The organism is Methylobacterium sp. Gmos1 (genome assembly GCF_053764715.1).
On the sequence record NZ_JBSNCC010000002.1, the window covers coordinates 105,991 to 131,446 of the forward strand.

General features: G+C 71.5%; 25 protein-coding genes. 12 read left to right on the forward strand and 13 right to left on the reverse strand.

Annotation, left to right across the window (positions count from 1 at the left end; translation table 11 throughout):
- Positions 1-336: 336 nt before the first annotated feature.
- The gene (locus ACS5PV_RS03575; protein WP_455393998.1) at positions 337-2,148 is read right to left on the reverse strand and encodes an IlvD/Edd family dehydratase; all 1,812 of its coding nucleotides are present in this window, start codon (positions 2,146-2,148) and stop codon (positions 337-339) included.
- A 224-nt stretch (positions 2,149-2,372) separates the two neighbouring features.
- On the opposite strand from ACS5PV_RS03575, the gene ACS5PV_RS03580 reads away from it, so the two are divergent.
- The 4 genes from ACS5PV_RS03580 (at position 2,373) to ACS5PV_RS03595 (ending at position 4,621) form a co-directional block, all read left to right on the forward strand.
- Positions 2,373-2,585, forward strand: a complete 213-nt coding sequence (locus tag ACS5PV_RS03580; RefSeq protein ID WP_093570066.1) for a hypothetical protein — start codon at positions 2,373-2,375, stop codon at positions 2,583-2,585.
- A 91-nt stretch (positions 2,586-2,676) separates the two neighbouring features.
- Positions 2,677-3,855 (forward strand): pyridoxal phosphate-dependent aminotransferase, encoded by a 1,179-nt coding sequence (locus ACS5PV_RS03585; protein ID WP_455393999.1) that lies wholly within the window; start codon positions 2,677-2,679, stop codon positions 3,853-3,855.
- 173 nt (positions 3,856-4,028) lie between these two features.
- Positions 4,029-4,319 carry a type II toxin-antitoxin system ParD family antitoxin gene (locus ACS5PV_RS03590; protein WP_455394000.1) on the forward strand — a complete coding sequence of 97 codons (291 nt, stop codon included), beginning with the start codon at positions 4,029-4,031 and terminating at the stop codon, positions 4,317-4,319.
- Positions 4,316-4,621 (forward strand): type II toxin-antitoxin system RelE/ParE family toxin, encoded by a 306-nt coding sequence (locus ACS5PV_RS03595; protein ID WP_455394001.1) that lies wholly within the window; start codon positions 4,316-4,318, stop codon positions 4,619-4,621. The genes ACS5PV_RS03590 and ACS5PV_RS03595 overlap by 4 nt, the downstream gene beginning before the upstream one ends.
- 33 nt (positions 4,622-4,654) lie before the next feature.
- Here the strand turns inward: ACS5PV_RS03595 and ACS5PV_RS03600 are convergent, their stop codons facing one another.
- From ACS5PV_RS03600 to ACS5PV_RS03610, 3 genes are read right to left on the reverse strand one after another with little or no spacing between them, the layout of a single operon-like run.
- Complete coding sequence (locus ACS5PV_RS03600) at positions 4,655-5,146, reverse strand: DUF3237 domain-containing protein (RefSeq protein WP_455394002.1); 492 nt, start codon at positions 5,144-5,146, stop codon at positions 4,655-4,657.
- Positions 5,143-6,000, reverse strand: a complete 858-nt coding sequence (locus ACS5PV_RS03605; protein WP_455394003.1) for a DUF1206 domain-containing protein — start codon at positions 5,998-6,000, stop codon at positions 5,143-5,145. Before ACS5PV_RS03605 ends, ACS5PV_RS03600 begins: the two co-directional genes overlap by 4 nt.
- Before the next feature lie 11 nt (positions 6,001-6,011).
- A complete protein-coding gene (locus ACS5PV_RS03610; RefSeq protein WP_455394004.1) occupies positions 6,012-6,545 on the reverse strand; it encodes a DUF533 domain-containing protein in 534 nt (177 codons plus the stop codon).
- A gap of 136 nt (positions 6,546-6,681) precedes the next feature.
- On the opposite strand from ACS5PV_RS03610, the gene ACS5PV_RS03615 reads away from it, so the two are divergent.
- Entirely contained in the window at positions 6,682-7,479 is a 798-nt protein-coding gene (locus tag ACS5PV_RS03615) for a DUF3750 domain-containing protein (protein WP_455394005.1), read from the forward strand.
- A 9-nt stretch (positions 7,480-7,488) separates the two neighbouring features.
- Here ACS5PV_RS03615 and ACS5PV_RS03620 read toward each other — a convergent pair whose 3' ends face one another.
- The gene (locus ACS5PV_RS03620; RefSeq protein WP_455394006.1) at positions 7,489-8,610 is read right to left on the reverse strand and encodes a DUF305 domain-containing protein; all 1,122 of its coding nucleotides are present in this window, start codon (positions 8,608-8,610) and stop codon (positions 7,489-7,491) included.
- Positions 8,611-8,818: 208 nt separating this feature from the next.
- Between ACS5PV_RS03620 and ACS5PV_RS03625 the strand changes: the two genes are divergently transcribed.
- Positions 8,819-9,037: a hypothetical protein gene (locus tag ACS5PV_RS03625; RefSeq protein WP_455394007.1), complete on the forward strand. Its 219-nt coding sequence runs from the start codon at positions 8,819-8,821 to the stop codon at positions 9,035-9,037.
- Between the two features lie 11 nt (positions 9,038-9,048).
- On the opposite strand, the gene ACS5PV_RS03630 is transcribed toward ACS5PV_RS03625, so the two are convergent.
- Together ACS5PV_RS03630 and ACS5PV_RS03635 are read right to left on the reverse strand one after the other, a co-directional pair.
- Positions 9,049-10,044 (reverse strand): LacI family DNA-binding transcriptional regulator, encoded by a 996-nt coding sequence (locus tag ACS5PV_RS03630; protein WP_455394449.1) that lies wholly within the window; start codon positions 10,042-10,044, stop codon positions 9,049-9,051.
- 43 nt (positions 10,045-10,087) lie between these two features.
- A complete protein-coding gene (locus tag ACS5PV_RS03635; protein WP_455394008.1) occupies positions 10,088-11,128 on the reverse strand; it encodes an L-idonate 5-dehydrogenase in 1,041 nt (346 codons plus the stop codon).
- A 163-nt stretch (positions 11,129-11,291) separates the two neighbouring features.
- Between ACS5PV_RS03635 and ACS5PV_RS03640 the strand changes: the two genes are divergently transcribed.
- The gene (locus tag ACS5PV_RS03640; protein ID WP_455394009.1) at positions 11,292-12,059 is read left to right on the forward strand and encodes an SDR family oxidoreductase; all 768 of its coding nucleotides are present in this window, start codon (positions 11,292-11,294) and stop codon (positions 12,057-12,059) included.
- A 226-nt stretch (positions 12,060-12,285) separates the two neighbouring features.
- On the opposite strand, the gene ACS5PV_RS03645 is transcribed toward ACS5PV_RS03640, so the two are convergent.
- Positions 12,286-12,963 (reverse strand): DNA-binding protein, encoded by a 678-nt coding sequence (locus ACS5PV_RS03645; protein WP_455394010.1) that lies wholly within the window; start codon positions 12,961-12,963, stop codon positions 12,286-12,288.
- A 150-nt stretch (positions 12,964-13,113) separates the two neighbouring features.
- Between ACS5PV_RS03645 and ACS5PV_RS03650 the strand changes: the two genes are divergently transcribed.
- From ACS5PV_RS03650 to ACS5PV_RS03660, 3 genes are all read left to right on the forward strand, one after another.
- Positions 13,114-13,782: a response regulator transcription factor gene (locus ACS5PV_RS03650; RefSeq protein WP_455394011.1), complete on the forward strand. Its 669-nt coding sequence runs from the start codon at positions 13,114-13,116 to the stop codon at positions 13,780-13,782.
- Complete coding sequence (locus ACS5PV_RS03655) at positions 13,779-15,104, forward strand: sensor histidine kinase (RefSeq protein ID WP_455394012.1); 1,326 nt, start codon at positions 13,779-13,781, stop codon at positions 15,102-15,104. Before ACS5PV_RS03650 ends, ACS5PV_RS03655 begins: the two co-directional genes overlap by 4 nt.
- A 116-nt stretch (positions 15,105-15,220) precedes the next feature.
- Positions 15,221-16,282: an alpha/beta hydrolase gene (locus ACS5PV_RS03660; RefSeq protein WP_455394013.1), complete on the forward strand. Its 1,062-nt coding sequence runs from the start codon at positions 15,221-15,223 to the stop codon at positions 16,280-16,282.
- 122 nt (positions 16,283-16,404) lie between these two features.
- Here ACS5PV_RS03660 and ACS5PV_RS03665 read toward each other — a convergent pair whose 3' ends face one another.
- The gene (locus ACS5PV_RS03665) at positions 16,405-17,013 is read right to left on the reverse strand and encodes a TetR/AcrR family transcriptional regulator (protein WP_455394014.1); all 609 of its coding nucleotides are present in this window, start codon (positions 17,011-17,013) and stop codon (positions 16,405-16,407) included.
- An 88-nt stretch (positions 17,014-17,101) separates the two neighbouring features.
- Here ACS5PV_RS03665 and ACS5PV_RS03670 point away from each other — a divergent pair, with 88 nt between their 5' ends.
- Both ACS5PV_RS03670 and ACS5PV_RS03675 read left to right on the forward strand, forming a co-directional pair.
- A complete protein-coding gene (locus ACS5PV_RS03670; RefSeq protein WP_455394015.1) occupies positions 17,102-18,352 on the forward strand; it encodes an efflux RND transporter periplasmic adaptor subunit in 1,251 nt (416 codons plus the stop codon).
- 483 nt (positions 18,353-18,835) lie between these two features.
- Positions 18,836-22,027: an efflux RND transporter permease subunit gene (locus ACS5PV_RS03675; protein WP_455394016.1), complete on the forward strand. Its 3,192-nt coding sequence runs from the start codon at positions 18,836-18,838 to the stop codon at positions 22,025-22,027.
- A gap of 218 nt (positions 22,028-22,245) precedes the next feature.
- Here the strand turns inward: ACS5PV_RS03675 and ACS5PV_RS03680 are convergent, their stop codons facing one another.
- From ACS5PV_RS03680 to rpoN, 4 genes are all read right to left on the reverse strand, one after another.
- Positions 22,246-22,563 carry a hypothetical protein gene (locus ACS5PV_RS03680; RefSeq protein WP_455394017.1) on the reverse strand — a complete coding sequence of 106 codons (318 nt, stop codon included), beginning with the start codon at positions 22,561-22,563 and terminating at the stop codon, positions 22,246-22,248.
- A 13-nt stretch (positions 22,564-22,576) separates the two neighbouring features.
- Positions 22,577-23,041 carry a PTS IIA-like nitrogen regulatory protein PtsN gene (ptsN, locus tag ACS5PV_RS03685; RefSeq protein WP_455394018.1) on the reverse strand — a complete coding sequence of 155 codons (465 nt, stop codon included), beginning with the start codon at positions 23,039-23,041 and terminating at the stop codon, positions 22,577-22,579.
- A 91-nt stretch (positions 23,042-23,132) separates the two neighbouring features.
- Complete coding sequence (hpf, locus tag ACS5PV_RS03690) at positions 23,133-23,735, reverse strand: ribosome hibernation-promoting factor, HPF/YfiA family (RefSeq protein ID WP_455394019.1); 603 nt, start codon at positions 23,733-23,735, stop codon at positions 23,133-23,135.
- Between the two features lie 143 nt (positions 23,736-23,878).
- The gene (gene rpoN, locus ACS5PV_RS03695) at positions 23,879-25,444 is read right to left on the reverse strand and encodes an RNA polymerase factor sigma-54 (protein ID WP_455394020.1); all 1,566 of its coding nucleotides are present in this window, start codon (positions 25,442-25,444) and stop codon (positions 23,879-23,881) included.
- Positions 25,445-25,456 lie beyond the last annotated feature (12 nt).

Genomic DNA, 25,456 nt, shown 5'->3' on the forward strand with positions numbered 1-25,456 from the left:
TCCTCACACGCCGCGAGCGCGGCTGTAAATCGGCCGGGCGGGCGAAATCGGGCCTGCCGGCGTGTCGGGGCGGACAGCCGTGCACGTCAGACGGATGAGGCGCGGGAAATCCCCTCTCCCCGCCGGGCGGGGAGAGGGCTGTGTCCCCCTTGTCGGGGACACGGCAAGCCCGAAGGGCGAAGGTGAGGGGGTATCTCCGGACGAGTCTCCTCCGGCACCTCCCCCTCACCTTCGGCTGCCGCCTCGCCGTATCCCCTGGACGGGGACACGGCCCTCTCCCCGCCCGCGGGGAGAGGAGAATGCGCACGATTCGGCGCGATCCGGGGACGGCCCTCGTCAGTGGTTGTCCCGCGGGACGCCGTGCGTCTGCGCGATGCGCTGGAAGGCTTCCGAGCCCTTGAGGATCATGCCCTCGGAGAGCTGGTCGACCATCGCGCGCTGGATCGCCTGCCAGGGGGTCTGGCTCGCCGGGTAGGGGTAGCCGCCCCGGGCTGCCAGGTCCTCGCGGCGGCGCCGGATCTCCTCCTCGGGGAGCAGGATGTCGGCGGTGCGCTTGTTGAGGTCGATCCGGACCCGGTCGCCGTTCTGGAGCAGAGCGAGGCCGCCGCCGGCCGCGGCTTCCGGCGAGGCGTTGAGGATCGAGGGCGTGCCCGAGGTGCCGGACTGGCGCCCGTCGCCGATGCAGGGCAGGGACAGCACGCCCTTGCGGATCAGCTCGCCCGGGGGCTGCATGTTCACGACCTCGGCCGCGCCCGGATAGCCGATCGGCCCGGCGCCGCGCATGATCAGCACCGTGTGCTCGTCGATCTCGAGGGCCGGATCGTCGATGCGGTGGTGGTAATCCTCCGGCCCGTCGAACACCACGACACGCCCCTCGAAGGCGTAGGGGTCCTCCGGGTTGGCGAGGTAGCGGTCGTAGAACTCGCGGCTGATCACGCTGGTCTTCATGATCGCGGAGTCGAACAGAGAGCCCTTGAGGTTGAGGAAGCCGGCGCGCTCGCGCATCGGCTCGGCATAGGGCTTGATGACGTCGCGGTCCCAGGTGTGGGCGTTCGCGCAGTTCTCCGCCACGGTCTTGCCGTTGCAGGTCAGCGCGTCGGCGTGGAGCTTGCCGGCTTCCAGCAGCTCCGACATCACCGCCGGCAGGCCGCCGGCCCGGTAGTATTCCTCGCCGAGATACTGGCCGGCCGGCTGCATGTTGACGAGGAGCGGGATGTCGTAGCCGACGCGCTCCCAGTCGTCGCAGGTGAGCGGCACGCCGATCAGCTTGGCGATGGCGTTGATGTGGATCGGCGCGTTGGTCGAGCCGCCGATCGCGGTGTTGGCGACGATCGCGTTCTCGAACGCCTCGCGGGTGAGGATGTCGGAGGGCTTCAGGTCCTCCCACACCATGTCGACGATGCGCTGGCCGGTGGCGTAGGCCGCCTGCCCGCGCTCGCGGTAGGGCGCGGGGATCGCCGCCGAACCCGGCAGCGACATGCCGAGCGCTTCGGCCAGCGCGTTCATGGTCGAGGCGGTGCCCATGGTGTTGCAGTGGCCGTCCGAGGGCGCCGAGGAGGCCACGATGTCGAGGAACTGCTGGTAGTCGATGTCGCCGGCGGCGTGACGCTCGCGAGCCTTCCACACGATGGTGCCCGAGCCGGTGCGCTCGCCGCGGCTCCAGCCGTTCAGCATCGGGCCGACGTTCAGCGAGATCGTCGGGATGTTCACGGTGGCCGCCGCCATCAGGCAGGCCGGCATGGTCTTGTCGCAGCCGGTGAGCAGCACGACGCCGTCGAGGGGGTAGCCGTACAGCACCTCGACCAGCGACAGGTAGGCGAGGTTGCGGTCGAGCGAGGCGGTCGGCCGCTTGCCGGTCTCCTGGATCGGGTGGCACGGGAACTCGAAGGCCACGCCGCCGGCCGCCGTGATGCCCTCGCGCACGCGCTTGGCGAGTTCGAGGTGGTGGCGGTTGCACGGCGAGAGGTCGGAGCCGGTCTGGGCGATGCCGATCAGCGGCTTGCCGCCGCGCAGCTCGCCCACGGTCAGGCCGAAATTGAGGTAGCGCTCGAGGTAGAGCGCGGTCATGCCCGGGTTGTCCGGGTTGTCGAACCAGAGGCGCGAACGCAGGCGGCTGGCGTCGATGCGGGGGCGCGGCGTCTGGGCCATGGCGAGGTCGTCCTTCCCGAGTTCGTTCTTGTCGAGAACCGTTCCGGGGAACCTATGGACCCGGCCGGTGCAGGAAGGCAACACCGCCGGACGCATGGCCGGCGCCCTCGCGGCTGCGACGCCGAGGGGCCGAAAGTTTATCGCCGCGGTGCTGTCGCAACCCGGCTGAGCGGTGCTATGAGGCCGGCTGAACCGTACCGCTCGACAATTCGGGGGAGCCGCCGATGAGCCAAGAGAAGCCGTCCAACCCGCTGGTGCCGATCGCCATCGTGGTGTCGATCCCGGTCATCGTCTGCCTGATCATCATGCTCACCGACGACGGCATCGAGCGCTCGCTGCTCTGGGCGGCGATCAAGACCGGCATCATCCTGACCGTGCTCGGCGGCGCGATCTCGTACGGCGTCAGCCGGCTCGCCGAGCGCAACGCCTCGCGCTGATCGACCCGTCCCGACGGCACCGGAAGGCCGCGGGACCGCCGGGCGGGGCGCAACGATGCCCCGCCTGCCCACGAGGAAACGAGAGACCGCCATGCCCGCCATCGTCCCCGCCTTCTCGCGCATCGGGGAGGAGAACGCCTTCGCGGTGCTCGCCCGCGCCACGGCTCTGGCCCAGGCCGGCCGCGACGTGATCAATCTCGGCATCGGCCAGCCCGACATGCCGACCCCGCCCCACGTGGTCGAGGCGGCGGTGAAGGCCCTCCAGGACGGGCACCACGGCTACACCCCGGCGACCGGCATCCTGCCCTTGCGCGAGGCGGTGGCGCGCGACCTCGACCGGCGCCTCGGCGTCCAGGTCTCGCCCGACAGTGTGATGATCGTGCCGGGCGGCAAGGTCACCATGTTCATGGCGATCCTGATGTTCGGCGAGCCGGGGGCCGAGATCCTGTACCCGGATCCGGGCTTCCCGATCTACCGCTCGATGATCGAGTTCACCGGCGCGACGCCGGTGCCGGTGCCGATCCGCGAGGAGAACGGCTTCGCCTTCTCGGCCGAGGAGACGCTCTCGCTCATCACCCCGCGCACCCGGCTCCTGATCCTCAATTCCCCCGCCAACCCGACCGGCGGCGTGACCCCGAAGGCCGAGATCGACAAGCTCGTCGCCGGCCTCGCCCAGCACCCCGACGTGACCATCATGTCGGACGAGATCTACGGCACGATGACCTATGACGGCGAGCGCCACCACACGCTGCTCGCCTATCCGGAGATCCGCGACCGGCTGATCTACCTCGACGGCGCCTCGAAGACCTACGCGATGACCGGCTGGCGCCTCGGCTGGTCGGTCTGGCCGGCGCCGCTCTACGACGCCGCCCGCAAGCTCGCGGTGAACTCGTTCTCCTGCGTCAACGCCGCGACGCAATGGGCCGGCATCGCGGCCCTCGACGGGCCGCAGGATTGCGTCGCCGCGATGATGGCCGAGTTCGACCGCCGCCGCCTCCTGGTGGTCGAGGGGCTGAACCGGCTGCCCGGAATCTCCTGCATCACCCCGAAGGGCGCGTTCTACGCCTTTCCGAATATCGCCAAGACCGGCTGGAAGGCCAAGGCGCTCGCCTCGGCGCTCCTGGAGGAGGCCGGCGTCGCGACGATCGGCGGGCCGGATTTCGGGGTCCACGGCGAGGGCTACCTGCGCCTGTCCTACGCCAACTCGGCGGAGAACATTTCCCGGGCGCTGGAGCGGATCGGGACGTTCCTCGAGGGGAACCGGCGCTGAGGCGAGGCAATTCTCCGCGTCACCGACAAATTCCTCTGACGTCGGCCCGGGAGCGTCGCAACCCGGACGGCGCGCCGCGAGCCGAAGGCCCCTCACGTCGCTCCCATCAGGAACGCGCACTGTTCGACAGTGATTTTCACTGCGTGCTATGCTGGTGCCAGGAGGGTCGAACCATGGCGACACCCAGCGGCCAGATGACCGTGACGCTGACGCGTGAACTCGAGCAGTACGTACGCGACAAGGTGCGCGAAGGTGCGTTCGCCACTCCAAGCGAGTACATCCGCGATCTCGTGCGCGACCGTTACTTGGCCGAGCGTGATCAGGCAGCCAAACTGAAGGCCTTGGACGCAGCACTGGCCCGCGGGATCGCCGATGCCGACGCAGGCTGTGTCGTCCCGGTCGCGGAAGCTTTCGCGCGCATCCGTGCACAGCTCGCAGACGACGAGACCGGCTCGCGCGGATGAAAGTCGTCCTGACGGAGAATGCGAGCGCAGATCTCCTGCAAATCGCCCGCTACATCCGTCAGGACAATCCGGCCCGGGCCGAAACGTTCGTCGCCGAAATCGAGGATCGCTGCGCTCGACTGGCAGCATCTCCCTTTGCCTATCCGCTCATTCCCGGTCGGGAGCACAGCGGCATTCGGCGCCGTCTGCACCGGAATTACCTGATCTTCTATCGCGTCGATTTGCTCACTGACTTGATCGAAGTGCTCCACGTTATCAATGAAGCGCAAGATTATGAAAATATCCTGTTCCGGCAGGATTGACTCGTTTCGAGCGCGCCGCGCTGCAACGCTGGGCTACATCACCCCATACACGTCATAAACCGGCCCCTCCGGCAGCCGCTGGCCCACCCCCACGGCGATCACCCGGTTGAGCCAGGCGAGATCCGCCGCCCCGGTCTCGAAGCGCACGGCCGTGCGGAAGTAGTATTCCTGCGGCGCCACCGCCTCGCCGCGGCCGAGGCGGGCCAGCACCTCGGGCGGGCCGGCGCGCAGGCCGGTATACTGGCAGTAGACGAGCCCGCCGCCGCTCGCCCGGAGCGTCAGGCGCACGTCGAGATGGGTCGTGCCGTCGGGCTCGACCCGCAGCCAGTCGCCGGCAGGAGCAGGTAGCACCTCGCCCGCAAGGCGCGGCCCCGCGACCGTACCGCCGGTGACGGGCACGACCCGCAGGTCGGCGCCGCGGGACGCGCCGATGCCCTGCGGCGCGCCGACCGTGAGGCTCATCCGGAACAGGAACTCGGTGTCGAGCGGCAGCGGCGCGTCCATGGTGTCTCCTCCGGTTCTCATCGAACGACATCCTCCACGGCGCGACGCGCCGCGTCGAGGTCGGGCGGGTCGATGCGGCGGTAGCGGGCCTGGACGAGGCCGAACACCCCGAAGGCGGCGAGCCCCGCCGCCGTGAGCCCGAGCAGCACCCAGCCGTAGGGCTCGGCGCGCAGGGATTGCAGCGCGCCGCCGAGGCCCTTCACGTCGCTCGACCGGCTGGCGATCGCGGCGGAGATCAGGAAGCCGCCGATCAGCCCGAAGGTCAGCGCCCGGGCGGCGTAGCCGAAGCGGCCGACGTGACGGACCCAGTCGCGGGCGTCGTGGGGGACGGACAGGCGCTTGCACACGTCGCCCTTCCACGCTTTCGCCGCGAAGGCGAGGCCGGCGCCGATGACGACGAGCCCGACGGCCCCGACGAGCCACTGGCCGAAGGGCTGCTGGAGCAGCCAGGCGGTCCAGTCCCGGGCGCCCTGGTCCTCGGCCTTGCGCGCCGTGCCGCGCCCGAGCGCCGCCAGCATCATCGAGGCCCCGAGGCCGCCATAGGTGACGCCGCTGACGAGGTGCCCGGCCCGGGTCGCCAGCCCCTTGGCCGAGCGGCCGTAGGCGTCGGCGTCGGTCAGCGCCTCGACCACCCGCCAGAGCGCGAAGGCGGCGAGTCCGAACGCCACGATCCCGAGCAGGATCCAGCCGAAGGGCCGCTCCAGCAGGATCAGGAGCGCGGTGCGGCTGCCGCCGGTCTGGCCGCCGACGCCGATCGCCGCCAGCACCGCGAGGCCGCCGACCAGGCAGTAGGTGACGCCGCGGGCGCCGTAGCCGAGGCGGGCGAGCAGTTCGAGGGCTTGCCGGCCGCGGGAATGCACGGAACCTCGGCGCATGGCGGCCCCCGTCAGGCCGGAAGGCCGGATTCGACCCGCGCCACCGCCGCCGCGTCGAGGTCGAGGGCCTCGGCCAGCATGCGCAGGAACGTGCGCTCCTGCATCGTGTCGGGGTCGATGGCGAGGCGGGCCGCGGCGTAGACCCGGGCGCCGGCCTGCGGATCCCGCACCCGGTCGGCGATCTCGTCGATCGTCGCCGGGTCATCCAGCTCGCGGGCGAGCCATTGCCGGCCGGCGAGGTCGAGGCCGGATTCGGCCACCGCCGCGTCGAGCCGCGCGCGCTCGCGGGCGTCGATCACCCCGTCGGCGGCGGACGCCGCCACCATGATGCGCAGGCAGAGCGTCGCCTCGTCGTCGCTGAGCGCGCCGGCCTCGAACGGCGTTCCGGACGGCGCGGCGGGCGTCTCGCCGGATTGCGCCTCCGGCTTCGTCGCCCGTAAGGCGAGCCCCGCGATCAGCGCCAGGCCGCCGAGGGCCGCGGAGGCCGCGAGCCCGCCGCGGCGGCTGCGCACCAGGGCGTCCAGCACCCGTTTCACCTCGGCCATCGTACTCTCCCCTGGCACTCACAGATCTTTGCCGACAACGGTCTCGTGCTGCTCCGGTTCGCAACCCAGTTCGCGTGGGGCGGATCGATCGCCGCGGCCGTTGCGCCGCCACGCTCGCGGCGCCATCTCTCCTGTCATGCTCCTCGCCCTGGCCTGGCTGGCGCGCACCCTCGTGCTCGCGCTCGTTCTCCTGTTCCTGCTGCCCCTCGCCACCCATGCCCTGTGGTGGTGGAGCCGCGACGACCTCGCCCCCGACTGGTCGACCGCCGACTGGTCGAGCGCCCGGCTCCTGCCCGCCGCCGCCGCGGCGCCGGAGGCCAAGGTGCGGATCTACGCCGCCCGGGTCGGGCGCTGGCGGGGCATCTTTGCCCATCACACCTGGATCGTCGTCAAGGAGGCGGGTGCCGCGCGCTACACCCGCTACGACGTGGTCGGCTGGGGCCTGCCGGTGCGCACGGACGCCTACGCGGCCGATGCGCGCTGGTTCGGCAACCCGCCGCAGGTGGTGCTCGCCCTCGACGGCGAGGCGGCGGCGCGCGCCGTGCCGGCGATCCGCGCGGCGGTCGCGGCCTACCCCTACGCGAAGGCCGGCAGCTACAGCGCCTGGCCGGGGCCGAACTCCAACACCTTCGTCGCCCACGTGCTGCGGGCGGTGCCGGAGCTCGCCGTGGCACTGCCGCCGACGGCCCTGGGCAAGGACTTTTCGGAGCGCCTGGTGGCCTGGACGCCGAGCCGCACCGGATTCCAGCTCTCGGCGCGGGGCTATCTCGGCCTCACCCTCGGCTGGATCGAGGGGGTAGAGCTGAACGTGCTCGGCACGGTGGCCGGGCTCGACCTGCGCCGCCCAGCCCTGAAGCTGCCGGGCTGGGGCCGCATCGGCATGGATCCGGCCGGCGCGACCGAGACGCTGATCGCCCCGACGGCGCGGGGCTGAGCGGGCACGTCACGGCCCGGCCCGGGCGAGGGCACCGTCCGCCGGCACCTGCCCGAACGGCCGCAGCAGGTTGCGGGCCGCCGCCGCGACCGCCGCGACGTCCCGCGTGCCGCGCATCAGGTCGATCTCGCCGCGCTGCTGGTGGCGGATGGCGTGGGAGAGGAGGCGCACCCGCGGGTCGCCGGCCTGGCCCAAGGCCTCGTCGGCCATCCGGGCCGCGCCGGCGTGGTGGCGGCTCATCAGGGTGACGAACAGGGCGTCGAAGGCGCGGCCTTCGGCGAGGCGCAGGGCCGCGATCTCCTCGGGCCGCGCCATCCCGGGCATCGCCGCGCGCTCCTGCGGCGTGCAGAGGGCGGAGAGCGCCGGAAACCAGCTGTCCCACCATTGCGACATCACGGCGATCTCGCCGTTCTGTGCCGCCTCCATCAGCCCGGCGAGCGCCCGCAGGTGCGGATCCTCGGCCTTCTCCACGGCCAGCGCCGCGAGCTGCGCCCCTTGCGCGTGGTGCTCGCTCATCCGCCGCAGGTAGGACTGGTCGAATGCGGGCTCGCCGAGATGCGGCACCTCCCAGCCGAGCCAGCCGAGGAGCGCCAGGAGGCCGAGCGCCGAGGCCCCCGCCGCGGCAAGGCTCGCCCACAGGGCCGATAAGCCCGGGTGAGATGAGGAGCGGCCGGCGATCCGGTCGCGCAGGAACGGAAACAGCGGGTAGATCGAGGCCGAGGTCAGGTGGACGAGGAAGCCGATCCAGTAGGGCTGCTCAAGGGTGAAGAGCGGCTGGCGGAACGGCAGCAGCGGCACCAGCACGAACCATTCGAGCGACGAGGTCAGGAGCGCCCAGGGCCCGCACAGGACCAGCAGGGTGGCGGGCGACAACCCGGTGGTCCAGCGGCCGAGAAGCCCGAAGAACACCAGCGCCCAGGAGAAGTCGGCCCATTGGTGAAACAGGATGCCGGCCGCGACGACGGGCCAGCCCGGCTCGGGCGAGAGCGCGGCGTCGCGCAGCGGGATTGCCGCCACCACCATCCAGTCCACCGCCGCGTCGCGGCCGATGCGGGCGGCCGTCAGTTGGCTCACCAAAGTCGAGAAGGTGCTGCTGAGGAGCCCGAGCAGGGCGCCGGCGCGCCAATCCATGGCGTTTCCGAAGGGCCGGATGAGCATCGTGACGGATCGCTCCCGCGCGAGGTCCTGCCCGAAGAGCCTACGGGAGGGGAGCGTCACGCCACGACAGCCTATGTTGCCCCGAAGCCCCGAATGCGGGCCGGCGGATCATCTGCACGCAGGCCGTGAACCAAACCGTGGAGCCGTGCGTTGACGCTGACGCCGAGGTTTGTACCGCTCCATGTCCAGTTCCCGATTCGTCAAGGCCGACGCGGCCCCCTCGCCCCTCACCGGGCCTTTCGCCCCGGTCCTCACCGGCGTCTCGCGCGGATTGCAGAACCTGTTTCCGCCGGTCGAGCTGCCGCGGGCCGCGCGCGACGCGCAGGAAGACGAGGACGAGCGCGAGGCCGTGGCGCCGGTGCTGCGGCCGCGCCAGATCCCAGAGCCGCGGCTGGCCTGACGCGACAGCCTCTACCCGGTGCTCTCCCGCAGAACGAGGCGCAATCCGAGATCGACCACCGCCGGCTCCACCGCCTCCCCGTCGAGGAGCCCGAGCAGCATCTCGCCGGTCCGCCGCCCGATTTCCATGGGATCGACCGCGATGGTGGAGAGCCGCGGGATGCATTGCCGGCCGATCTCGATGTCGCCGAAGCCGAGGATCTGGACGTCCTGCGGCACCCGGATGCCGCGGCGCTGGCACTCCATCAGGGCGCCGAAGGCCGAGATGTCGGAGACGAGGAAGGCGGCTTGCGCCCCGCCGCGGGCCAGCAACTCGGCCATCGCCTCGGCCCCGTGCGCGAAGGCGCCCGCCGCCCGTCCGTGATGCAGGACGAGGTCGTCCGCGAGCCCGGCCTGCCGGAGACCGTCGCGCAGGCCGCGCAGGCGCGCCTCGCCGCGAAAGTCCCGGGCCTCGCCGGTCCGCTCCGGCCCGAGCCCGGCGATGCGGGTGGCGCCGAGGCCGATCAGGGTCCGCGCGGCGAGCCGGCCGGCCTCGTAGTTGGAGAAACCCACCGCCCGGTCGATCGGTACCTCGGGCCGGTCCCAGATCTCCACCACCGGCACCCCGGCGCGGGCGAGGAGGTCGCGGGCGGCGGGGGAGCGCTCCATGCCCGACACCACGATCGCGTCCGGTCGGCGCGACAGCATCGCGCGCAGCACCACCTCCTCCTCGGCCACCGAGTAGCCGGTGACGCCGATCAGGGGCTGGTAGCCGCGCGGGCGCATCGCCGCGGTGAGGCCGGCGGCGGTGTCGGCGAAGTTCGGGTTGGTCAGCGTCGGGACGATGAGCGCGACGAAGCCGGTGCGCCGCGACGACAGGCCCCCTGCCCCGCGATCCGGCACGTAGCCGAGCCGGTCCACGGCCGCGAGCACCCGCGCCCGCGCCTCCGCCGAGACGAGGGCCGGATCGGCGAGCGTGCGCGAGACCGTCATCGGCGAGACGCCGGCGAGGCGCGACACGTCGCGCATCGTCGGCGCCCGGCGGGGTGCCCGATCCTCGGCCACGCCCGCCTCAGAAGGTGAGGTGGACCTTGATCGCCCGGCTGCGGTCGGCGGCGAGCGCGAAGGCCTCGTCGGCCCGGGCCATCGGCAGCTCGGCCGAGAGGATCGGCCCGACATCGATCCGTCCGGCGGCGAGAAGCGCGATGGCGGTGCGGTACTCCTCGTGGAAGCGGAACGCGCCGACGAAGTCGATCTCGCGCGCCATCAGGAGGTTCGCCGGCACCGGCACGTCGCCCGGCGGCATCATGCCGAGCTGCACCACCCGCCCGCCGGGCCGCACCACCCGGAACAGCGAGGCCAGGGCCGCGGGCGAGCCGGTGGCCTCGAGCGCCACGTCGAAGGTACCCTTGTCGGCCTCGTAGGCCGCCAGCCGCTCCGGCTCGCTCCCGACATTGATGGTCTCGGCGGCGCCGATCTCCCGGGCGATGCTGAGCGGCGCGTCGGCGAGGTCGGTGCAGACGATCCGGCGCGCGCCGGCGAGCCTCGCCGCCATCAGGCACAGGAGGCCGATCGGCCCGGCCCCGGCGATGAGGACGTGGCGGCCGAGCAGCTCGCCCGCCCGTCGGATCCCGTGTAGCGAGACCGCCAGGGGCTCGCCGCAGGCCGCGACCCGCATCGGCATCGCATCGGGGATCGGCACGCACTGGTCGGCCCGGGCGAGGAAGCGCTCGCTGAAGCCGCCCTGGACGTGCGGAAACATCGCCGCCGAGCCGAAGAAGCGCATGTTGCGGCACAGGTTCGAGCGGCCGGCGCGGCAATAGTCGCACGACAGGCACGGCCGGCTCGGATCGACCGCGACCCGGTCGCCGGGCTTGACGCCGGTCACGGCCGCCCCCACCCGCTCGACCGTGCCGGCGACCTCGTGGCCGAGCACCATCGGCTCGCGCAAGCTGAAGTCGCCGACCCGGCCCTTGCCGTAATACGACAGGTCCGAGCCGCAGATGCCGCCGGCCCCGAGCGCCACCACGACCTCGTCGGCCTCCGGCTCGCGCAGCGAGATCGCCTCGACCCGCAGGTCCCTGGCGGCGTGGATGCGCGCGGCGAGCGTCATGGCGGTTCCTCCCGGTGCGGCTCTTCGGGCTCGTGCGAATCTCGCGCGCCGAGATGCCGCTTGCGCTGGTATCGGTACCATGGTTCCCTTGCCGTACAAGCGCAATCGCGGGAGCGGCCTCGTCTGCCGCCGGGACGGGGGCGCGACTGGGAGGAAGCGTCTCGTGTCGACCGCCTTGTTCGATCTGTCGGGCCGCCGCGCCCTGGTGACCGGTTCCAGCCAGGGCATCGGCCTGTCGCTGGCGCTCGGCCTCGGCCGCGCCGGCGCGGCGATCGTGCTGAACGGCCGCGACGCGGCAAAGCTCGACGGCGCGGTGGCCGAGTTGCGCAAGGAAGGCCTCACCGCCGAGGCCGCGGCCTTCGACGTGTCGGACGCGAGCGCCGTGAAGGCCGGCATCGACCGGATCGAGGCCGAGATCGGCGCGATCGACATCCTGGTGAACAATGCCGGGATCCAGCGCCGCGGGCCGCTCGAGGATTACTCCGTCGAGACCTGGCACGAGCTGATGCGGATCAACCTCGACAGCGTGTTCTACGTCGGCCAGGCGGTGGCGCGGCACATGATCTCGCGCAAGCGCGGCAAGATCATCAACATCGCCAGCCTCCAGAGCGAGGCGGCGCGCTACTCGATCGCCCCCTACACCGCCTCGAAGGGCGCGGTGAAGAACCTGACCAAGGGCATGTGCACCGACTGGGCCCGCCACGGCCTCCAGGTGAACGGCATCGGCCCGGGCTACTTCGCCACGCCGCTGAACCAGGCGCTGATCGAGAACCCCGAATTCGACGCCTGGCTGAAGACCCGCACCCCCGCCGGGCGCTGGGGCCGGGTGGAGGAGCTGCAAGGGGCGGCGATCTTCCTCGCCTCGTCGGCCTCGGACTTCGTCAACGGGCAGATCCTGTACGTCGACGGGGGCGTGCTGGCGACGTTGTGAGGGCCTGTTCGGCCTGCTCGACAGTCCCGGCACCCTCCCGATCATCCCGGGGCCGCGAAAGCGGAAACCCGGGATCCATAGCCGCTGACGCTTCAGGACGAGGCGGAGCGCGATCCGGCCTTTCAGGACACCTCGGCGGTCATGGATCCCGGGTTCTCGCCTTCGGCGAGCCCCGGGACGACGCCGAGCGAGTCAAGAACCCGTCGGAGACGGGCGTCCCGGCGCCTCAGAACACCCGCTTCTCGCGGATCTGCCCGTCGAAGCCGACATGGAGCATCCGCTCCTTGCCGTCCTGGCCCTTGGCCGCCACGTCGAGGTGGCGCGGGCCGCGTCCGGCGACGCGCACATCCGAGTAGCCGGCATCCGCGACCGCCTTGGTGAGGGCCGGGACGTCGACGCTCGGCCCCAAGCCCACCTTGTCCTTGGCCCAGTCGAGGCCGCCGGGGGGCGGGCCCATCGGGCGCAAGGACTGGATCTTGCCGTCGGCCCGGGTGAGCGCGCTCGCATGCAGGAAGCCGTTCTCGAACCGGCCCTGCACCGTCACGCTCTCGCCCTTGGCGACGAGGGTCCCGCCCTCCCCGGCCCGGCCGGTCTCGACCAGCGCCCGGCCGGTGCCGTCCTGGAGGATGAACTTGTTGCCGAAGATCTCGGAGACCTCGCCCTTGGCGGCGGTCGCACCGGAGGGCGCGAGCGCGCTGACGGCCACCGGCGCGACGGGGGTGAGCGGCGTCTGCGCCGGCTGGGCGAGCGAGAGCCCGACGGCGCCGAGCGCCAGCGGCACCGCGACGGCGCCGACGAGGAGGCCGCGGCGGGGCCGCGGGCGCCGGGCGGCCGCCTCGGTCTTCGGGGTCGCGGTGGCGTCGATCTCGGTGGCCTGGCCCTCGATGGTGGTGTGGTCGGTCATGGTCGTGGTCCCTGTTGGTTGAGGCCCTGTCCGGGTCGGCGCCGCTTCTACGTCAGGCCCCGGGAACCGGGCCTGAACCCAACCGTTCAGGTTCGGTTAAACCGCCGGGACTACGGCGGAAATCCGCTTTGAACACGTGGCCTCTCCCCCATGAAGCTCCTGCTCGTCGAGGACGACGCGGCCCTCGCAGCCGAGATCCTGCGGGTCCTGCGCGCCGAGAACTGCGCCGTGGATCACGCCCGGAACGGCGAGGACGGCGCGCATCTGGGCGACACCGAGACCTACGACGCGGCGGTGCTCGATCTCGGCCTGCCGAAGCGCGACGGGATCGCGGTGCTCCAGGGCTGGCGCGCGGCCGGCCGCACCCTGCCGGTGCTGATCCTCACCGCGCGGGACGCCTGGAGCGACAAGGTGGCGGGCTTCAAGGCCGGGGCCGACGACTACCTGGTCAAACCCTTCCGGGTCGAGGAGCTGGTGATCCGGCTGCGGGCGCTCGTGCGCCGCGCCGCCGCCCACGGGGCGACGAGCGTCGCCTGCGGGCCGATCGCGTTCGATCCCGGCCTCGGCGCCTTCACCCGCGACGGGCTGCCGCTCAAGCTCACCGGGCTCGAGTGGCGGGTGCTGTCCTGCCTGATCCTGCGCCGCGACGGCGTGGTGCCGCGGGGCGAGTTGCTGGAGCGGGTCTACGAGGGCGACGCCGAGGTCGATTCGAACTCGGTCGAGGTCATCATCACCCGGTTGCGCCGCAAGATCGCCCCGGCCCGGATCGAGACCGTGCGCGGCCACGGCTACCGGCTCACCGCCGGCAAGGCGTCGTGACGGCTCTCGGCCAGATCGGCTCCTTACGCCGGCGCCTGCTCCTCGGGGCGCTGGCGCTGATCGCGGTCGCGCTGGTGGTGGCGGGGCTCGCGATCGGGCTGATCCTCGCCCGCTTCGTGCGCGGGCAGATCGACCAGCGGCTCGACGCGCAGATCGTCTCCCTGGTCTCGGGGCTGGAGCCGGGACCCGGCCTCCGTCTCTCCCGCGACCTCGACGCGCCGCCCTTCGACCGGCCGGGCTCGGGCTGGACCTGGCAGGTGACGCGCGGGCCCGCCCGGCTGGCTTCCGCCTCGCTCGGCGACCGCGTCCTCGCCGTCCAGGCCGAACTGGGGGCCGACGAGGACAGGCCTCGCCCGGCGGAAGGCACCGGCCCGCGCGGCGAGGCCCTGATCCTGCGCGTGCTGGCCCTGCCGGACGGCATGGTGGTGGCGGCGAGCGCGCCGCGGGCCGCCCTCTACGGACCGTTGCGCGAGGCGGGGCTGGCGCTCGCCGCGAGCCTCGGGGTGCTGGGCCTGTGCCTCGCCGCCGGCGCGGTGGCGCAGGTGCGCTTAGGGCTACGCCCCCTCGACACCTTGCGCCGGGAACTGGAGGCGGTGCGGGCGGGACGGCGCGAGCGGGTGCCCGATTCCCAGCCGGCGGAGGTCCGGCCGCTCGCCGCCGAGATCAACGCCCTCCTCGACCAGAATGCCGCGCAGCTCGCCCAGGCCCGCACCCACGTGGCGAACCTCGCCCACGGGCTGAAGACGCCGCTCGCCACCCTGTCCCTCGCCCTGTCGGAGCCCGGCCGCGACCCGGACGGGCGGCTGACGCAGCTCGTGGCCCATCTCGACCGCGGCGTGCGCCACCACCTGCGCCGGGCCCGCAGCGCCGCGCTGACCGGGGCGGTCCGGATCCGCACCGAGCTTGCCGGGCCGGTCGCCGACCTCGCCGGCGCGCTCGAACGGCTCCACGCCGGGAAGGGGGTGCGGGTGACCTGCGCCATCCCGCCCGGCCTCGCCGCGGCCTGCGACCCGCAGGACCTCGACGAGATGCTGGGCAACCTCGTCGACAATGCCTGCACCTGGTGCACGCAGGCCGTGAGGGTGTCGGCGGAAGGCGCGGGCAGCGACGTGGTGGTGGCGATCGAGGATGACGGCCCGGGCCTCGGGCCCGACGCCCTGGCGGCGGTGGCGCAGCGCGGCCGGCGCCTCGACGAGCGGGTGCCCGGCCACGGCTTCGGCCTCGCCATCACGACGGAACTCGCCGAGCTCTACGGCGGCGGGCTGGAGCTCGACCGGTCGGAGATGGGGGGCTTGCGGGCGCGGCTGCGGCTGCCGGCGTGAGCCCCCCTTTCGGCCGCGCGGCGCGGCTTGCGGGCATACTCCGCCGCCCTACACTCCTCTCAGTCGGGACGAGCGCCGCACGAGACGGCGCGGAGACCGGCCGGGAGGACAGTCTCATGGTTCATCACCCACGCCGTTTCGGCGCCCTGACCGGCGCCCTGTTGAGTCTCGCCGCCGTCACCCCCGCGGCCGCGCAAAGCGCCCCGCCGCCGCTGCAAGTCCCGGCGAAGAGCGTGCCGGTGCCGGGCGACGTCAGCCCGCAGATGGCCAAGATCATCGGCGCGCCGTTGCGCACGAACTGGGACATCCAGCCGAAGACCGGCGAGGAGTGGAAGCCCGTCGCCGAGGCCGGCGCGGCCGCACTCGGAAAGCTCGTGCCCGGCATGCTCGAGCGCCTGAAGGTGAAGGTCGAGCGCACCACGATCGACGGCGTGCGCGCCTTCATCCTCACGCCCGAGGAGATCCCGCCGGAGAACCGCAACCGCCTCCTCGTCCACGTCCATGGCGGCTGCTACGTGCTCAATCCCGGTGAGGCCGGCCTGCCGGAGGCGATCTTCATGGCCGGGTTCGGCCGCTTCAAGGTCATCTCGGTCGATTACCGGATGCCCCCGGAGGCGACCTATCCGGCCGCGCACGACGACGCGATGACGGTGTGGAAGGCCGCGACCAGGATGGCCGACCCGAAGAAGATGGCGATCTTCGGCACCTCGGCGGGCGGGGCGCTGACCCTCGCGATGGTGCTGCGCGCCAAGGCGGAGGGGCTGCCGCTGCCCGCGGCCATCGCCCCCGGGACACCGATGTCCGACACCACCAAGGTCGGCGACAGCTTCGTCACCAACGCGATGCTCGACAACGTGCTGGTCTCGCCCGACGGCTTCTGCGACGCCGGCGCCAAGGTCTACGCCAACGGCCACGACCTCAAGGACCCGATGCTGTCGCCGGTCTACGGCGACATGCACGGCTTCCCGCCGACGATCCTGACCACCGGCACCCGCGACCTCCTCTTGTCGAACACCGTGCGGGTGCACCGCAAGCTGCGCGACGCCGGCGTCGAGGCCTATCTCCAGGTCGGCGAGGGCCAGTCGCACGCCCACTACATCCGCGACGACACCGCGCCCGAGACCCGGGCGGTGTTCCAGGAGATCGCCGGGTTCTTCGACCGGCACCTCGGCCGTTAGAGCATTTTCCGACGAAGTGGATACCGGTTCGTCGAAGAAAATGCGGCAAAATCAAAGATCTAGAGAGCTTCGCGATCGCAATGCGATCGTGAAGTGCTCTAGCCGAGCGGGGACGGCAGGGCTCAGCCCCGGCCCCCTCCACCAGGTCGCGGGAACGCGTCGAGCGACACCCGCGCCACCTCGCGCAAAGCCTCCCGGTCCGCCCCCGAGGAGGCCAGCACCCCCATGCCCGAGGCGACCGTCGACAGGAAGCGGGCGAGCGCGGCCGGCTCGCTGTCCGGGCCCAGATCCCCCTCATCCCTCGCCCGCACGAAGCGCTCGCGCAGCTCGGTCTCGGTCTGGGCGCGGCGGGTGGCGAGCTCGAACGGGATGTTCTCGGAACCCGCGCCGCAGGCCAGGCCCCCTTGCACAAGCAGGCAGCCGGGGGGGTTCGCCGGATCGGTGTGGCTCTCGGCGATGCTCGACAGGAAGCGCTCGGCCACGTCGCGGGCGGTCGCGCCGGCGAGCACGTAGCCCATGTGCTCCGAGCGCCGCTCGGCGTAGCGGTCGAGGGCGGCCTTCAGCAGGCCCTCCTTGCTGCCGAAGGCGGCGTAGAGGCTCGGCGGCTTGATGCCCATCGCCTTCGTCAGCATCGACAGGGTCGCCCCGTCGTAGCCGTGGCGCCAAAACACCTCCATCGCCTCGTCGAGGGCCTTCTCCGTGCAGAAGGCCCGGGGCCGCCCCATCACCATTGTCCTCTGGCTCCAACTTTTGTATCGAGTGGTAGATAAGTCACTTGACGACCGGCGTCCATGCCGACATGTGTAACGCACCTTACAGATGTCGGAGCCGGTCGTGAATCCCGATCCTGCTGTCGTCCCGTCCAGAAGCCCGCGCTTCGCCGCGGCCGGCCTCGCCCTCGCGCTTCTCGCAGGGGCATCCTACCATTTCGCTCCCCTGTCGCGCCTCTCGGGGAATCAGGCCGTCGCCGCGACCCCGCCGGTCGAGCAGGCGGTGCCGGTGCCGGTCGCCGCGGTCGAGCCCCGCGACGTGGTTTTGTTCGACGAGTTCTCGGGCCGCCTCGAGGCGGTCGAGCGCATCGACGTGCGGGCCCGGGTCGGCGGCGCGGTCGCGGCGACGCATTTCTCCGAAGGCGACCTCGTCCGCGCCGGCGACCTCCTGGTGACGATCGACCCGGCTCCTTACGCCGCCGAGGTGCAGCGCCTGGAGGCGCAGGTGGCCGGCGCCGAGGCGCGGCTGGCGCTGACGGCGAGCGACTACGAGCGCGGGCAGCGCCTGTCGGACCAGCGCATCGTCACCGCCCGCGACCTCGACGTGCGGGCGAACGCCTTCAAGGAAGCCAAGGCCAACCTCGACGCCGCCAAGGCGACGCTGGCCTCGGCCCGGCTCAACCTCGACTACACGCAGGTGCGTGCCGCGGTGGGCGGCCGGGTCGGGCGCCGGGAGATCACCCCGGGCAACCTCGTGGCGACGGGAGCGGGCGCGGCGGTGCTGACCACCCTGGTCTCGGTCGATCCGATCTACGCCAGCTTCGACGCCGACGAGACCGTGGTCCTGAAGGCGCTTGGCGCGATCGCCGAGCCGTCGGGCCGGCGCGGCAAGCTCGATCGCATCCCGGTCGAGATGGCGACCGCCGACGGCGAGCGCGCCAGGGGGCACCTCCAGTTCATCGACAACAAGGTCGATGCCCGCTCCGGCACGGTGCGGGTGCGCGCCACCTTCGCCAATGCCGACGGGCACCTGATCCCGGGCCAGTTCGCCCGCATGCGCCTCGGCCAGGCGTCCCCTGAGCGGCTGCTCCTCGTCGACGAGCGGGCGGTCGGCACCGACCAGGACAAGCGCTTCGTGCTGGTGGTCGGGGCCGACAACCGGGCCGAGTTCCGGGCCGTGACCCTCGGCCGGTCGGTCGAGGGCCTGCGGGTCGTCACCGCCGGGCTGTCGGGCGGCGAGCGGATCGTCGTCAACGGGTTGCAGCGGGTGCGCCCGGGCAGCCTCGTCAGCCCGTCGCCGGTGACGATGGGAGCGCGGCCGATGCAGGAGCCGGGCGTGGGGAAGCTGGCGCAGCGGTGAGGGGGGGCGTCCGCCGATAGATCCTCTGCGTCATCCCGGGGCCCGGCGCAGCCGGGAACCCGGGATCCATAACCGCCGACGGTGTAGAAGGCATCGGAACGCGTTCCGCTTCATCCTGAAGAGTCAGCGGTTATGGATCCCGGGCTCCGCTTCGCGGCCCCGGGATGACGCGGAGGGTGGAAGGTTTGTCGTGCAGAGCGAACACAGCTCTGAAACGCACGTCTCCAGCATCGCACACATTCAAAAATAAATCTCAGTTCCCCTCTCCCGTGTGGGAGAGGGGCCAGGGGTGAGGGTGCTACGCCGCCGAGTAGAACTCGGGATGTTCCGGTCTCAGCACCCCGATCAGTGCCTAGTCCTGAACCGTCCCACCCTCACCCCTACCCCTCTCCCACTCGGGAGAGGGGACCCCGCGACTTCTCTTCATCCTGACGCATGAGGCGGCTGCCGCCTCCAGGATCCCTCGCGCCCCCGGAGGGCGGCATGAACCTCTCCAAGTTCTTCATCGACCGCCCGATCTTCGCGGGCGTGCTCTCGGTGCTCATCTTCATCGGCGGATTGCTGTCGCTGTTCGCGATGCCGATCTCCGAGTACCCGGACGTGGTGCCGCCCTCCGTCGTCGTCCGCGCGACCTTCCCGGGTGCCAACCCGAAGGTCATCGCCGAGACCGTGGCGACGCCGATCGAGGAGCAGATCAACGGCGTCGAGGGCATGCTCTACATGTCGAGCCAGGCGACGACGGACGGCATCATGACGCTGACCGTCACGTTCCGCCTCGGCACCGACCCCGACAAGGCGCAGCAGCTGGTCCAGAACCGGGTCTCGCAGGCCGAGCCGCGGCTGCCGGCGATCGTGCGCCAGCTCGGCATCGTCACGGTGAAGTCCTCGCCCGACCTGACGATGGTGGTCCACCTCGTCTCGCCGAACGGCCGGTACGACATGACGTACCTGCGCAACTACGCGGTCCTGAACATCAAGGACCGGCTCGCCCGCCTCGACGGCGTCGGCCAGGTGCAGCTCTTCGGCTCGGGCGACTACGCGATGCGGATCTGGCTCGACCCGCAGAAGGTTGCCGAGCACGGCCTGTCGGCCGGCGACGTGGTGCGCGAGATCCAGGCCCAGAACGTGGAAGCCGCCGCCGGCACCATCGGCGCCTCGCCGGCGGTTCCCGGCCTCGACCTCCAGCTCTCGCTCAACGCGGAAGGGCGGCTCACCAGCGAGGAGCAGTTCGGCGACATCGTGGTCAAGACCGGCGAGAACGGCGAGATCACGCGCCTGCGCGACATCGCCCGGATCGAGCTCGGCGCCGCGGACTATGCCTTGCGCTCGCTCCTCGACAACAAGTCGGCGGTGGCGCTTCCCATCTCGCAATCGCCGGGCTCGAACGCGATCCAGATCTCCGACGAGGTCCGCCGGACCATGGCGGAGATCAAGAAGACCATGCCGGAGGGGGTCGACTACCAGATCGTCTACGATCCGACCCAGTTCGTGCGCGCCTCGATCGAGGCGGTGATCCACACCCTGCTCGAGGCGATCGCCCTCGTCGTCCTGGTGGTGATCCTCTTCCTCCAGACCTGGCGGGCCTCGATCATCCCGCTGCTCGCCGTGCCGGTCTCGATCGTCGGCACCTTCGCGGTGATGCACGTCTTCGGCTTCTCGATCAACGCGCTCAGCCTGTTCGGCCTCGTGCTCGCCATCGGCATCGTCGTCGACGACGCGATCGTGGTGGTGGAGAACGTCGAGCGCAACATCGAGGCCGGGCTGTCGCCGCGCGACGCCAGCTACCAGGCGATGCGGGAGGTGTCGGGCCCGATCATCGCCATCGCGCTGGTGCTGGTGGCCGTCTTCGTGCCGCTCGCCTTCATCAGCGGGCTCACCGGCCAGTTCTACAAGCAGTTCGCGCTGACCATCGCGATCTCGACCGTGATCTCGGCGATCAACTCGCTGACCCTGTCGCCGGCCCTCTCGGCGCTCCTCCTCAAGGACCACCACGCGCCGAAGGACCGGCTGACGAAGGTCCTCGACGGGCTGCTCGGCTGGTTCTTCCGCCGCTTCAACCGCGCCTTCGGCCGGGCCTCGGACGGCTACGGCCACGGCGTCGGCGGGGTCATCTCGCGAAAGGGCGCGATGATGGTGGTCTACCTCGTCCTCGTCGGGGTGACCGCTTTGCTGTTTCGCCAGATCCCCGGCGGCTTCGTGCCGGGCCAGGACAAGCAGTACCTCGTCGGCTTCGCCCAGCTCCCCGACGGCGCGACCCTCGACCGGACCGAGGAGGTGATCCGCCGCATGAGCGAGATCGCCCTCAAGGAGCCCGGCGTCGAGAGCGCGGTCGCCTTCCCGGGGCTGTCGATCAACGGCTTCACCAACTCGTCGAATTCGGGGATCGTGTTCTCGACCCTCAAGCCCTTCGAGGAGCGCAAAGGCCCGGCGTTGAGCGGCGCTGCCATCGCGATGTCCCTGAACAAGAAGTACGCCGCGATCCCGGAAGCCTTCATCGCGATGTTCCCGCCGCCTCCGGTCAACGGCCTCGGCACGATCGGCGGGTTCAAGCTCCAGATCGAGGACCGGGCCGGCCTCGGCTACGAGGCGCTGAACGACGCCACCAAGGCATTCCTCGCCAAGGCGGCGCAGGCGCCCGAGCTCGCCGGGCTTTTCTCCAGCTTCCAGATGAACGTGCCGCAGCTCTTCGCCGACATCGACCGGACCAAGGCGCGCCAGCTCAAGATCCCGGTCACCGACGTGTTCGACACGCTGCAGATCTATCTCGGATCGCTCTACGTCAACGACTTCAACCGCTTCGGCCGCACCTACTCGGTCCGGGTCCAGGCCGATGCGCCGTTCCGCGCCCGCTCCGACGATGTCGGCCAGTTGAAGGTACGCGCGGGCTCAGGGGAGATGGTGCCGCTCTCGACGCTCCTGCGCGTGCGCCAGACCGCCGGCCCCGAGCGGGCGATGCGCTACAACGGCTTCCTCACCGCCGACATCAACGCGGGTGCGGCCCCCGGCTACTCGTCGGGCCAGGCGCAAGCGGCCGCCGCGCGCATCGCCGCCGAGACCCTGCCGCGGGGTTTCGCGTTCGAGTGGACCGACCTCACCTACCAGGAGTTCATCGCCGGCAATTCCGGGGTCTGGGTCTTCCCGCTGGCGCTGCTCCTGGTCTTCCTGGTGCTGGCGGCACAGTACGAGAGCCTCGCCCTGCCGCTGGCGATCCTGATGATCGTGCCGATGGGCCTCCTCGCGGCGATGACCGGGGTCTGGCTGTCGTCGGGCGACAACAACGTGTTCACGCAGATCGGCCTCATCGTGCTGGTCGGGCTGTCGGCGAAGAACGCCATCCTGATCGTCGAATTCGCCCGCGAGCTGGAATTCTCCGGCCGCACCCCGGTCCAGGCGGCGATCGAGGCGAGCCGGCTGCGCTTACGCCCGATCCTGATGACCTCGATGGCCTTCATCATGGGCGTGCTGCCGCTCGTCACCGCCACCGGCGCCGGCTCGGAGATGCGCCGCGCCATGGGCGTGGCGGTGTTCTCCGGCATGATCGGCGTGACGGCCTTCGGGCTGTTCCTTACCCCGGTCTTCTACGTGCTGCTGCGCAGGCTCACCGGGAACCGGCCGCTGAAGCAGCATGGCGGGCATGAGGCGGTGGCCGAGGGGCGCGTGGTCGAGGTGGCGTGACAGACGATCCGGCCGGTGGTGCCTTGGGCAGCCACCGGCGATGGGACGATGGACGGCTCGCCATCGCGCAACACCGGCGTCGTGCTGCGAGAGCTTGTCGACCCGAGCACAAATCTCATCCCAATCACGACCTCATCCTGAGGTGCTGGGCGATCGAAGATCGAGGAGATCCTGGGGGATTGCTCGGACGTGCGAGACGGTGCACGCCCGACACCCGGCTACCGCCCCTTGCAGCGGCTCCGCAGCAGCTCCGAAAACTCCTTCTCGGAACTCTGCACCTGCGCCAGCCTCTCGCTGCGCTCTCCCCCCGAGAGGCAGCGGCCGTAGACGGTGGCGGCGCGGCGCATCGTGTCGACGTGCTGGCGCCAGCCGCGGCAGCGGTCGGCCTCGCTGTCGCCGACGGTCTCCAGGCGCTCGATCGCCATCTTCTGCGAGGATTGCGCCACCAGGAGGTCGCGGGCGCAGGTGCCGTCGGTGGCGCGCGCACCGCTGGAGGCGACGACGAGGAGCACCGCCGCGCAGAGGGAAATCCGCATCGTCACGCCGTCGTCACGCCGCCTGGGCGGGGGATTGGGTCAGGAGGGCGTAGAGCGCGTCGGCGTCGCGGGCGGCGCGGATGCGATCGATGATGCCGGGCTCGCGCAGCACCCGGGCCACCCGGGCGAGGGCCTTCAGGTGGTCGGCGCCGGCGCCCTCGGGGGCGAGCAGCAGGAAGGCGATGTCGACCGGCTGGCCGTCCAGAGCCTCGAAATCGACCGGGCGCTCCAGGCGGGCCATCAGGCCGAACAGCGTGTCGAGCCCCGCCAGCTTGCCGTGCGGGATCGCCACGCCCTCGCCGATGCCGGTCGAGCCGAGGCGTTCGCGCTGGAGCAGCGTCTCGAAGATCTCGCGCTCGTCCAGGCCCGGCAGGTGGCGGGCCGCCTGGGCGGCCAGCTCCTGCAGAACCTGCTTCTTGCCCTGCGCGCGCAGCGCCGGGAGGACCGCCTCCGGCTTCAGGAATTCCAGCAATGGCATCGAGACCGCTGCCTCATCGGCGGGGTGCGCCAGGGCGCCCCGCACTTGTTCCAGGACCGGAGGCCTTCCGTGAGAGGGGTGCTTGGCCCGCTCACGGAGTGCCGCGTTCCGGCGGATCGATCCATCCGATCGCGCCGTCGCCCCGACGATATACGACGTTGACCCGCTCGGTTCCAGCGTGAACGAAGACGAGAACGGGGACACCGGTGAGATCGAGCTCCACCACCGCCTCGCTCACCGTGCGCCGGTGCAGGGTGCGGGTGCTCTCGGCGATGATCGGCGGGTGCTCGCCGGTATCCTCCTCGGGCGCTTCCATCACCGAGTAGGCCGCCTCCATCACGGCGGTGTCCTCAGGGAGCAGGGCCCCGTCGGCGACCGCGCCCTTGGCGTGGCCGTTCGGATGGGCCTTGAGGCGGTGCTTGTAGCGGCGCAGGCGCTTCTCGATCCGCTCGGCGGTCTGGTCGAAGCTTGCATTCGCGTCGTGGGCGGCGCCCGACGCCTCGAGGGTGATGCCCGAGGGCAGGTGCAGCACGCAGTCGGTGCGGTAGGCGCTGCCGTCCCGGCCGACCGTCACGTGACCGTGATAGGCACCGTCGAAGTACTTGGCGAGGGCCGCGGAAATCCGCTCCTCGACCCGGGTTCTCAGGGCCTCCCCGAGATCCACGCCACGACCCGACACGCGCAACGCTGCCATCAGCTCCCTCCGGTCTCGTCGTTCTTCCCGTCGTTGCGGGCCCAAGGTCCCGGGGACGTCTCCGGCGCCAGGGCCAGCCCTCAAGAGCTAAGAACGCCCGGACGCGAAGTCAACGAAGCCGGCTCAGCTGCGGCAGGCGGGGTTCAGCGCGCCGGCATCGCGGCGCGCTCGCGCCGGCGCTCGATCGAGGAGGGAATGCGCAACGATTCCCGGTACTTCGCGACGGTGCGGCGGGCGATGTCGACGCCCTCGCCGCGCAGGCGCTGCACCAGGGCGTCGTCCGACAGGACGTCGGCGGCGGTCTCGCCGTCGATGAGCTGCTTGATGCGGTGGCGCACGGCCTCCGAGGAATGGGCCGCCGCGCCCGCCGCCCCGGGGATCGCCGCGGTGAAGAAGTACTTCATCTCGAAGGTGCCGCGGCTGGTGCCGATCGACTTGTTCGAGGTCACCCGCGAGACGGTGGATTCGTGCATGCCGATCGCGTCGGCGACGGTCTTCAGATTGAGCGGCCGCAGGTGGGCGACGCCGTTGACGAAGAACCCGTCCTGCTGGCGCACGATCTCGCTCGCCACCTTCAGGATGGTGCGGGCGCGCTGCTCCAGGCTGCGGGTGAGCCAGTTGGCGGTCTGGAGGCATTCCGACAGGAAGGCCTTGTCGGTCTCGTTCGCCGCCCCGCGCGAGACGGTGGCGTAGTAGCTCTGGTTGACCAGCACCCGCGGCAGCGCCTCGCTGTTGAGCTCGACCAGCCAGGAGCCGTCGGGGGCCGGGCGCACGAACACGTCGGGCACCAGCACCTCGACCGGGCCGGCGCCGAAGGCGCGGCCGGGCTTCGGATCGAGGCGGCGCAGCTCCGAGAGCATGTCGGCGAGGTCCTCCTCGTCGACCCCGCACAGGCGGCGCAACCCCGAAAAGTCGCGCTTGGCGACGAGGTCGAGGCGCGAGACCAGGGCCTGCATCGCCGGATCGAACCGGTCCTGCTCGCGCAGCTGGATCGCCAGGCACTCGGCGAGGTCGCGGGCGCCGACGCCGGACGGGTCGAAGCCCTGGACGAGGCCGAGCACCCGCTCGACGACCGGAAGAGCGACGCCGAGGCGCTCGGCGAGGGCCGGCAGATCCTCGCGCAGGTAGCCGGCCTCGTCGATCGCATCGACCAGGAAGCCGCCGACCAGGCGCTCGACGGGATCGCGGGTGGCGATGTCGAGCTGCGCCGCGAGGTGGTCGTGCAGCGAGGATTCGGCGGTCAGCGTCGCCTCGAAATCCGGCGCCTCGCCGTCGAAGCTGCCGCCGCTGCCGCTCCACGGCGCCGGGGTGAGCGACAGCCCCTCCCCGCCCGCCGCCGGCGCCTCGCGGCCGACCGGGCCGTCATCCGGGAAGACGTTGTCGAGGCGGGTGCCGAGATCGCCCTCGATCTCGCTGCGGCTCGGGTTGAGGTCGTGGGACAGCCACGGCTCGGCCCCCGATTCCCCGTCGAATCCCCCGCCGTCGAACCCGTCGCCGTCGCCCGAATCGGATGCCTCGCCGCGGGACTCGCTCGGCTCGGGCGCCTCGACCTCGGCCCGCTCCAGGAGCGGGTTGCGCTCGAGCTCGGCGTCAACGTAGGCCGCCAGATCGAGGTGGGAGAGTTGCAGAAGCTTGATCGCCTGCAGGAGTTGCGGCGTCATCACCAGGGCCTGGCCCTGGCGCATCTCGAGCCTTTGCAGCAAACCCATCAGCCAGCCCCG

Coding starts and splice junctions, on each gene's coding strand:
- ACS5PV_RS03575 (WP_455393998.1), bottom strand. CDS start 2,148: ATGGCCCAGACGCCGCGCCCCCGCATCGACGCCAGCCGCCTGCGTTCG.
- ACS5PV_RS03580 (WP_093570066.1), top strand. CDS start 2,373: ATGAGCCAAGAGAAGCCGTCCAACCCGCTGGTGCCGATCGCCATCGTG.
- ACS5PV_RS03585 (WP_455393999.1), top strand. CDS start 2,677: ATGCCCGCCATCGTCCCCGCCTTCTCGCGCATCGGGGAGGAGAACGCC.
- ACS5PV_RS03590 (WP_455394000.1), top strand. CDS start 4,029: ATGGCGACACCCAGCGGCCAGATGACCGTGACGCTGACGCGTGAACTC.
- ACS5PV_RS03595 (WP_455394001.1), top strand. CDS start 4,316: ATGAAAGTCGTCCTGACGGAGAATGCGAGCGCAGATCTCCTGCAAATC.
- ACS5PV_RS03600 (WP_455394002.1), bottom strand. CDS start 5,146: ATGAGAACCGGAGGAGACACCATGGACGCGCCGCTGCCGCTCGACACC.
- ACS5PV_RS03605 (WP_455394003.1), bottom strand. CDS start 6,000: ATGCGCCGAGGTTCCGTGCATTCCCGCGGCCGGCAAGCCCTCGAACTG.
- ACS5PV_RS03610 (WP_455394004.1), bottom strand. CDS start 6,545: ATGGCCGAGGTGAAACGGGTGCTGGACGCCCTGGTGCGCAGCCGCCGC.
- ACS5PV_RS03615 (WP_455394005.1), top strand. CDS start 6,682: ATGCTCCTCGCCCTGGCCTGGCTGGCGCGCACCCTCGTGCTCGCGCTC.
- ACS5PV_RS03620 (WP_455394006.1), bottom strand. CDS start 8,610: ATGGATTGGCGCGCCGGCGCCCTGCTCGGGCTCCTCAGCAGCACCTTC.
- ACS5PV_RS03625 (WP_455394007.1), top strand. CDS start 8,819: ATGTCCAGTTCCCGATTCGTCAAGGCCGACGCGGCCCCCTCGCCCCTC.
- ACS5PV_RS03630 (WP_455394449.1), bottom strand. CDS start 10,044: ATGCGCGACGTGTCGCGCCTCGCCGGCGTCTCGCCGATGACGGTCTCG.
- ACS5PV_RS03635 (WP_455394008.1), bottom strand. CDS start 11,128: ATGACGCTCGCCGCGCGCATCCACGCCGCCAGGGACCTGCGGGTCGAG.
- ACS5PV_RS03645 (WP_455394010.1), bottom strand. CDS start 12,963: ATGACCGACCACACCACCATCGAGGGCCAGGCCACCGAGATCGACGCC.
- ACS5PV_RS03650 (WP_455394011.1), top strand. CDS start 13,114: ATGAAGCTCCTGCTCGTCGAGGACGACGCGGCCCTCGCAGCCGAGATC.
- ACS5PV_RS03660 (WP_455394013.1), top strand. CDS start 15,221: ATGGTTCATCACCCACGCCGTTTCGGCGCCCTGACCGGCGCCCTGTTG.
- ACS5PV_RS03665 (WP_455394014.1), bottom strand. CDS start 17,013: ATGGTGATGGGGCGGCCCCGGGCCTTCTGCACGGAGAAGGCCCTCGAC.
- ACS5PV_RS03670 (WP_455394015.1), top strand. CDS start 17,102: ATGTCGGAGCCGGTCGTGAATCCCGATCCTGCTGTCGTCCCGTCCAGA.
- ACS5PV_RS03675 (WP_455394016.1), top strand. CDS start 18,836: ATGAACCTCTCCAAGTTCTTCATCGACCGCCCGATCTTCGCGGGCGTG.
- ACS5PV_RS03680 (WP_455394017.1), bottom strand. CDS start 22,563: ATGCGGATTTCCCTCTGCGCGGCGGTGCTCCTCGTCGTCGCCTCCAGC.
- ptsN (WP_455394018.1), bottom strand. CDS start 23,041: ATGCCATTGCTGGAATTCCTGAAGCCGGAGGCGGTCCTCCCGGCGCTG.
- hpf (WP_455394019.1), bottom strand. CDS start 23,735: ATGGCAGCGTTGCGCGTGTCGGGTCGTGGCGTGGATCTCGGGGAGGCC.
- rpoN (WP_455394020.1), bottom strand. CDS start 25,444: ATGGGTTTGCTGCAAAGGCTCGAGATGCGCCAGGGCCAGGCCCTGGTG.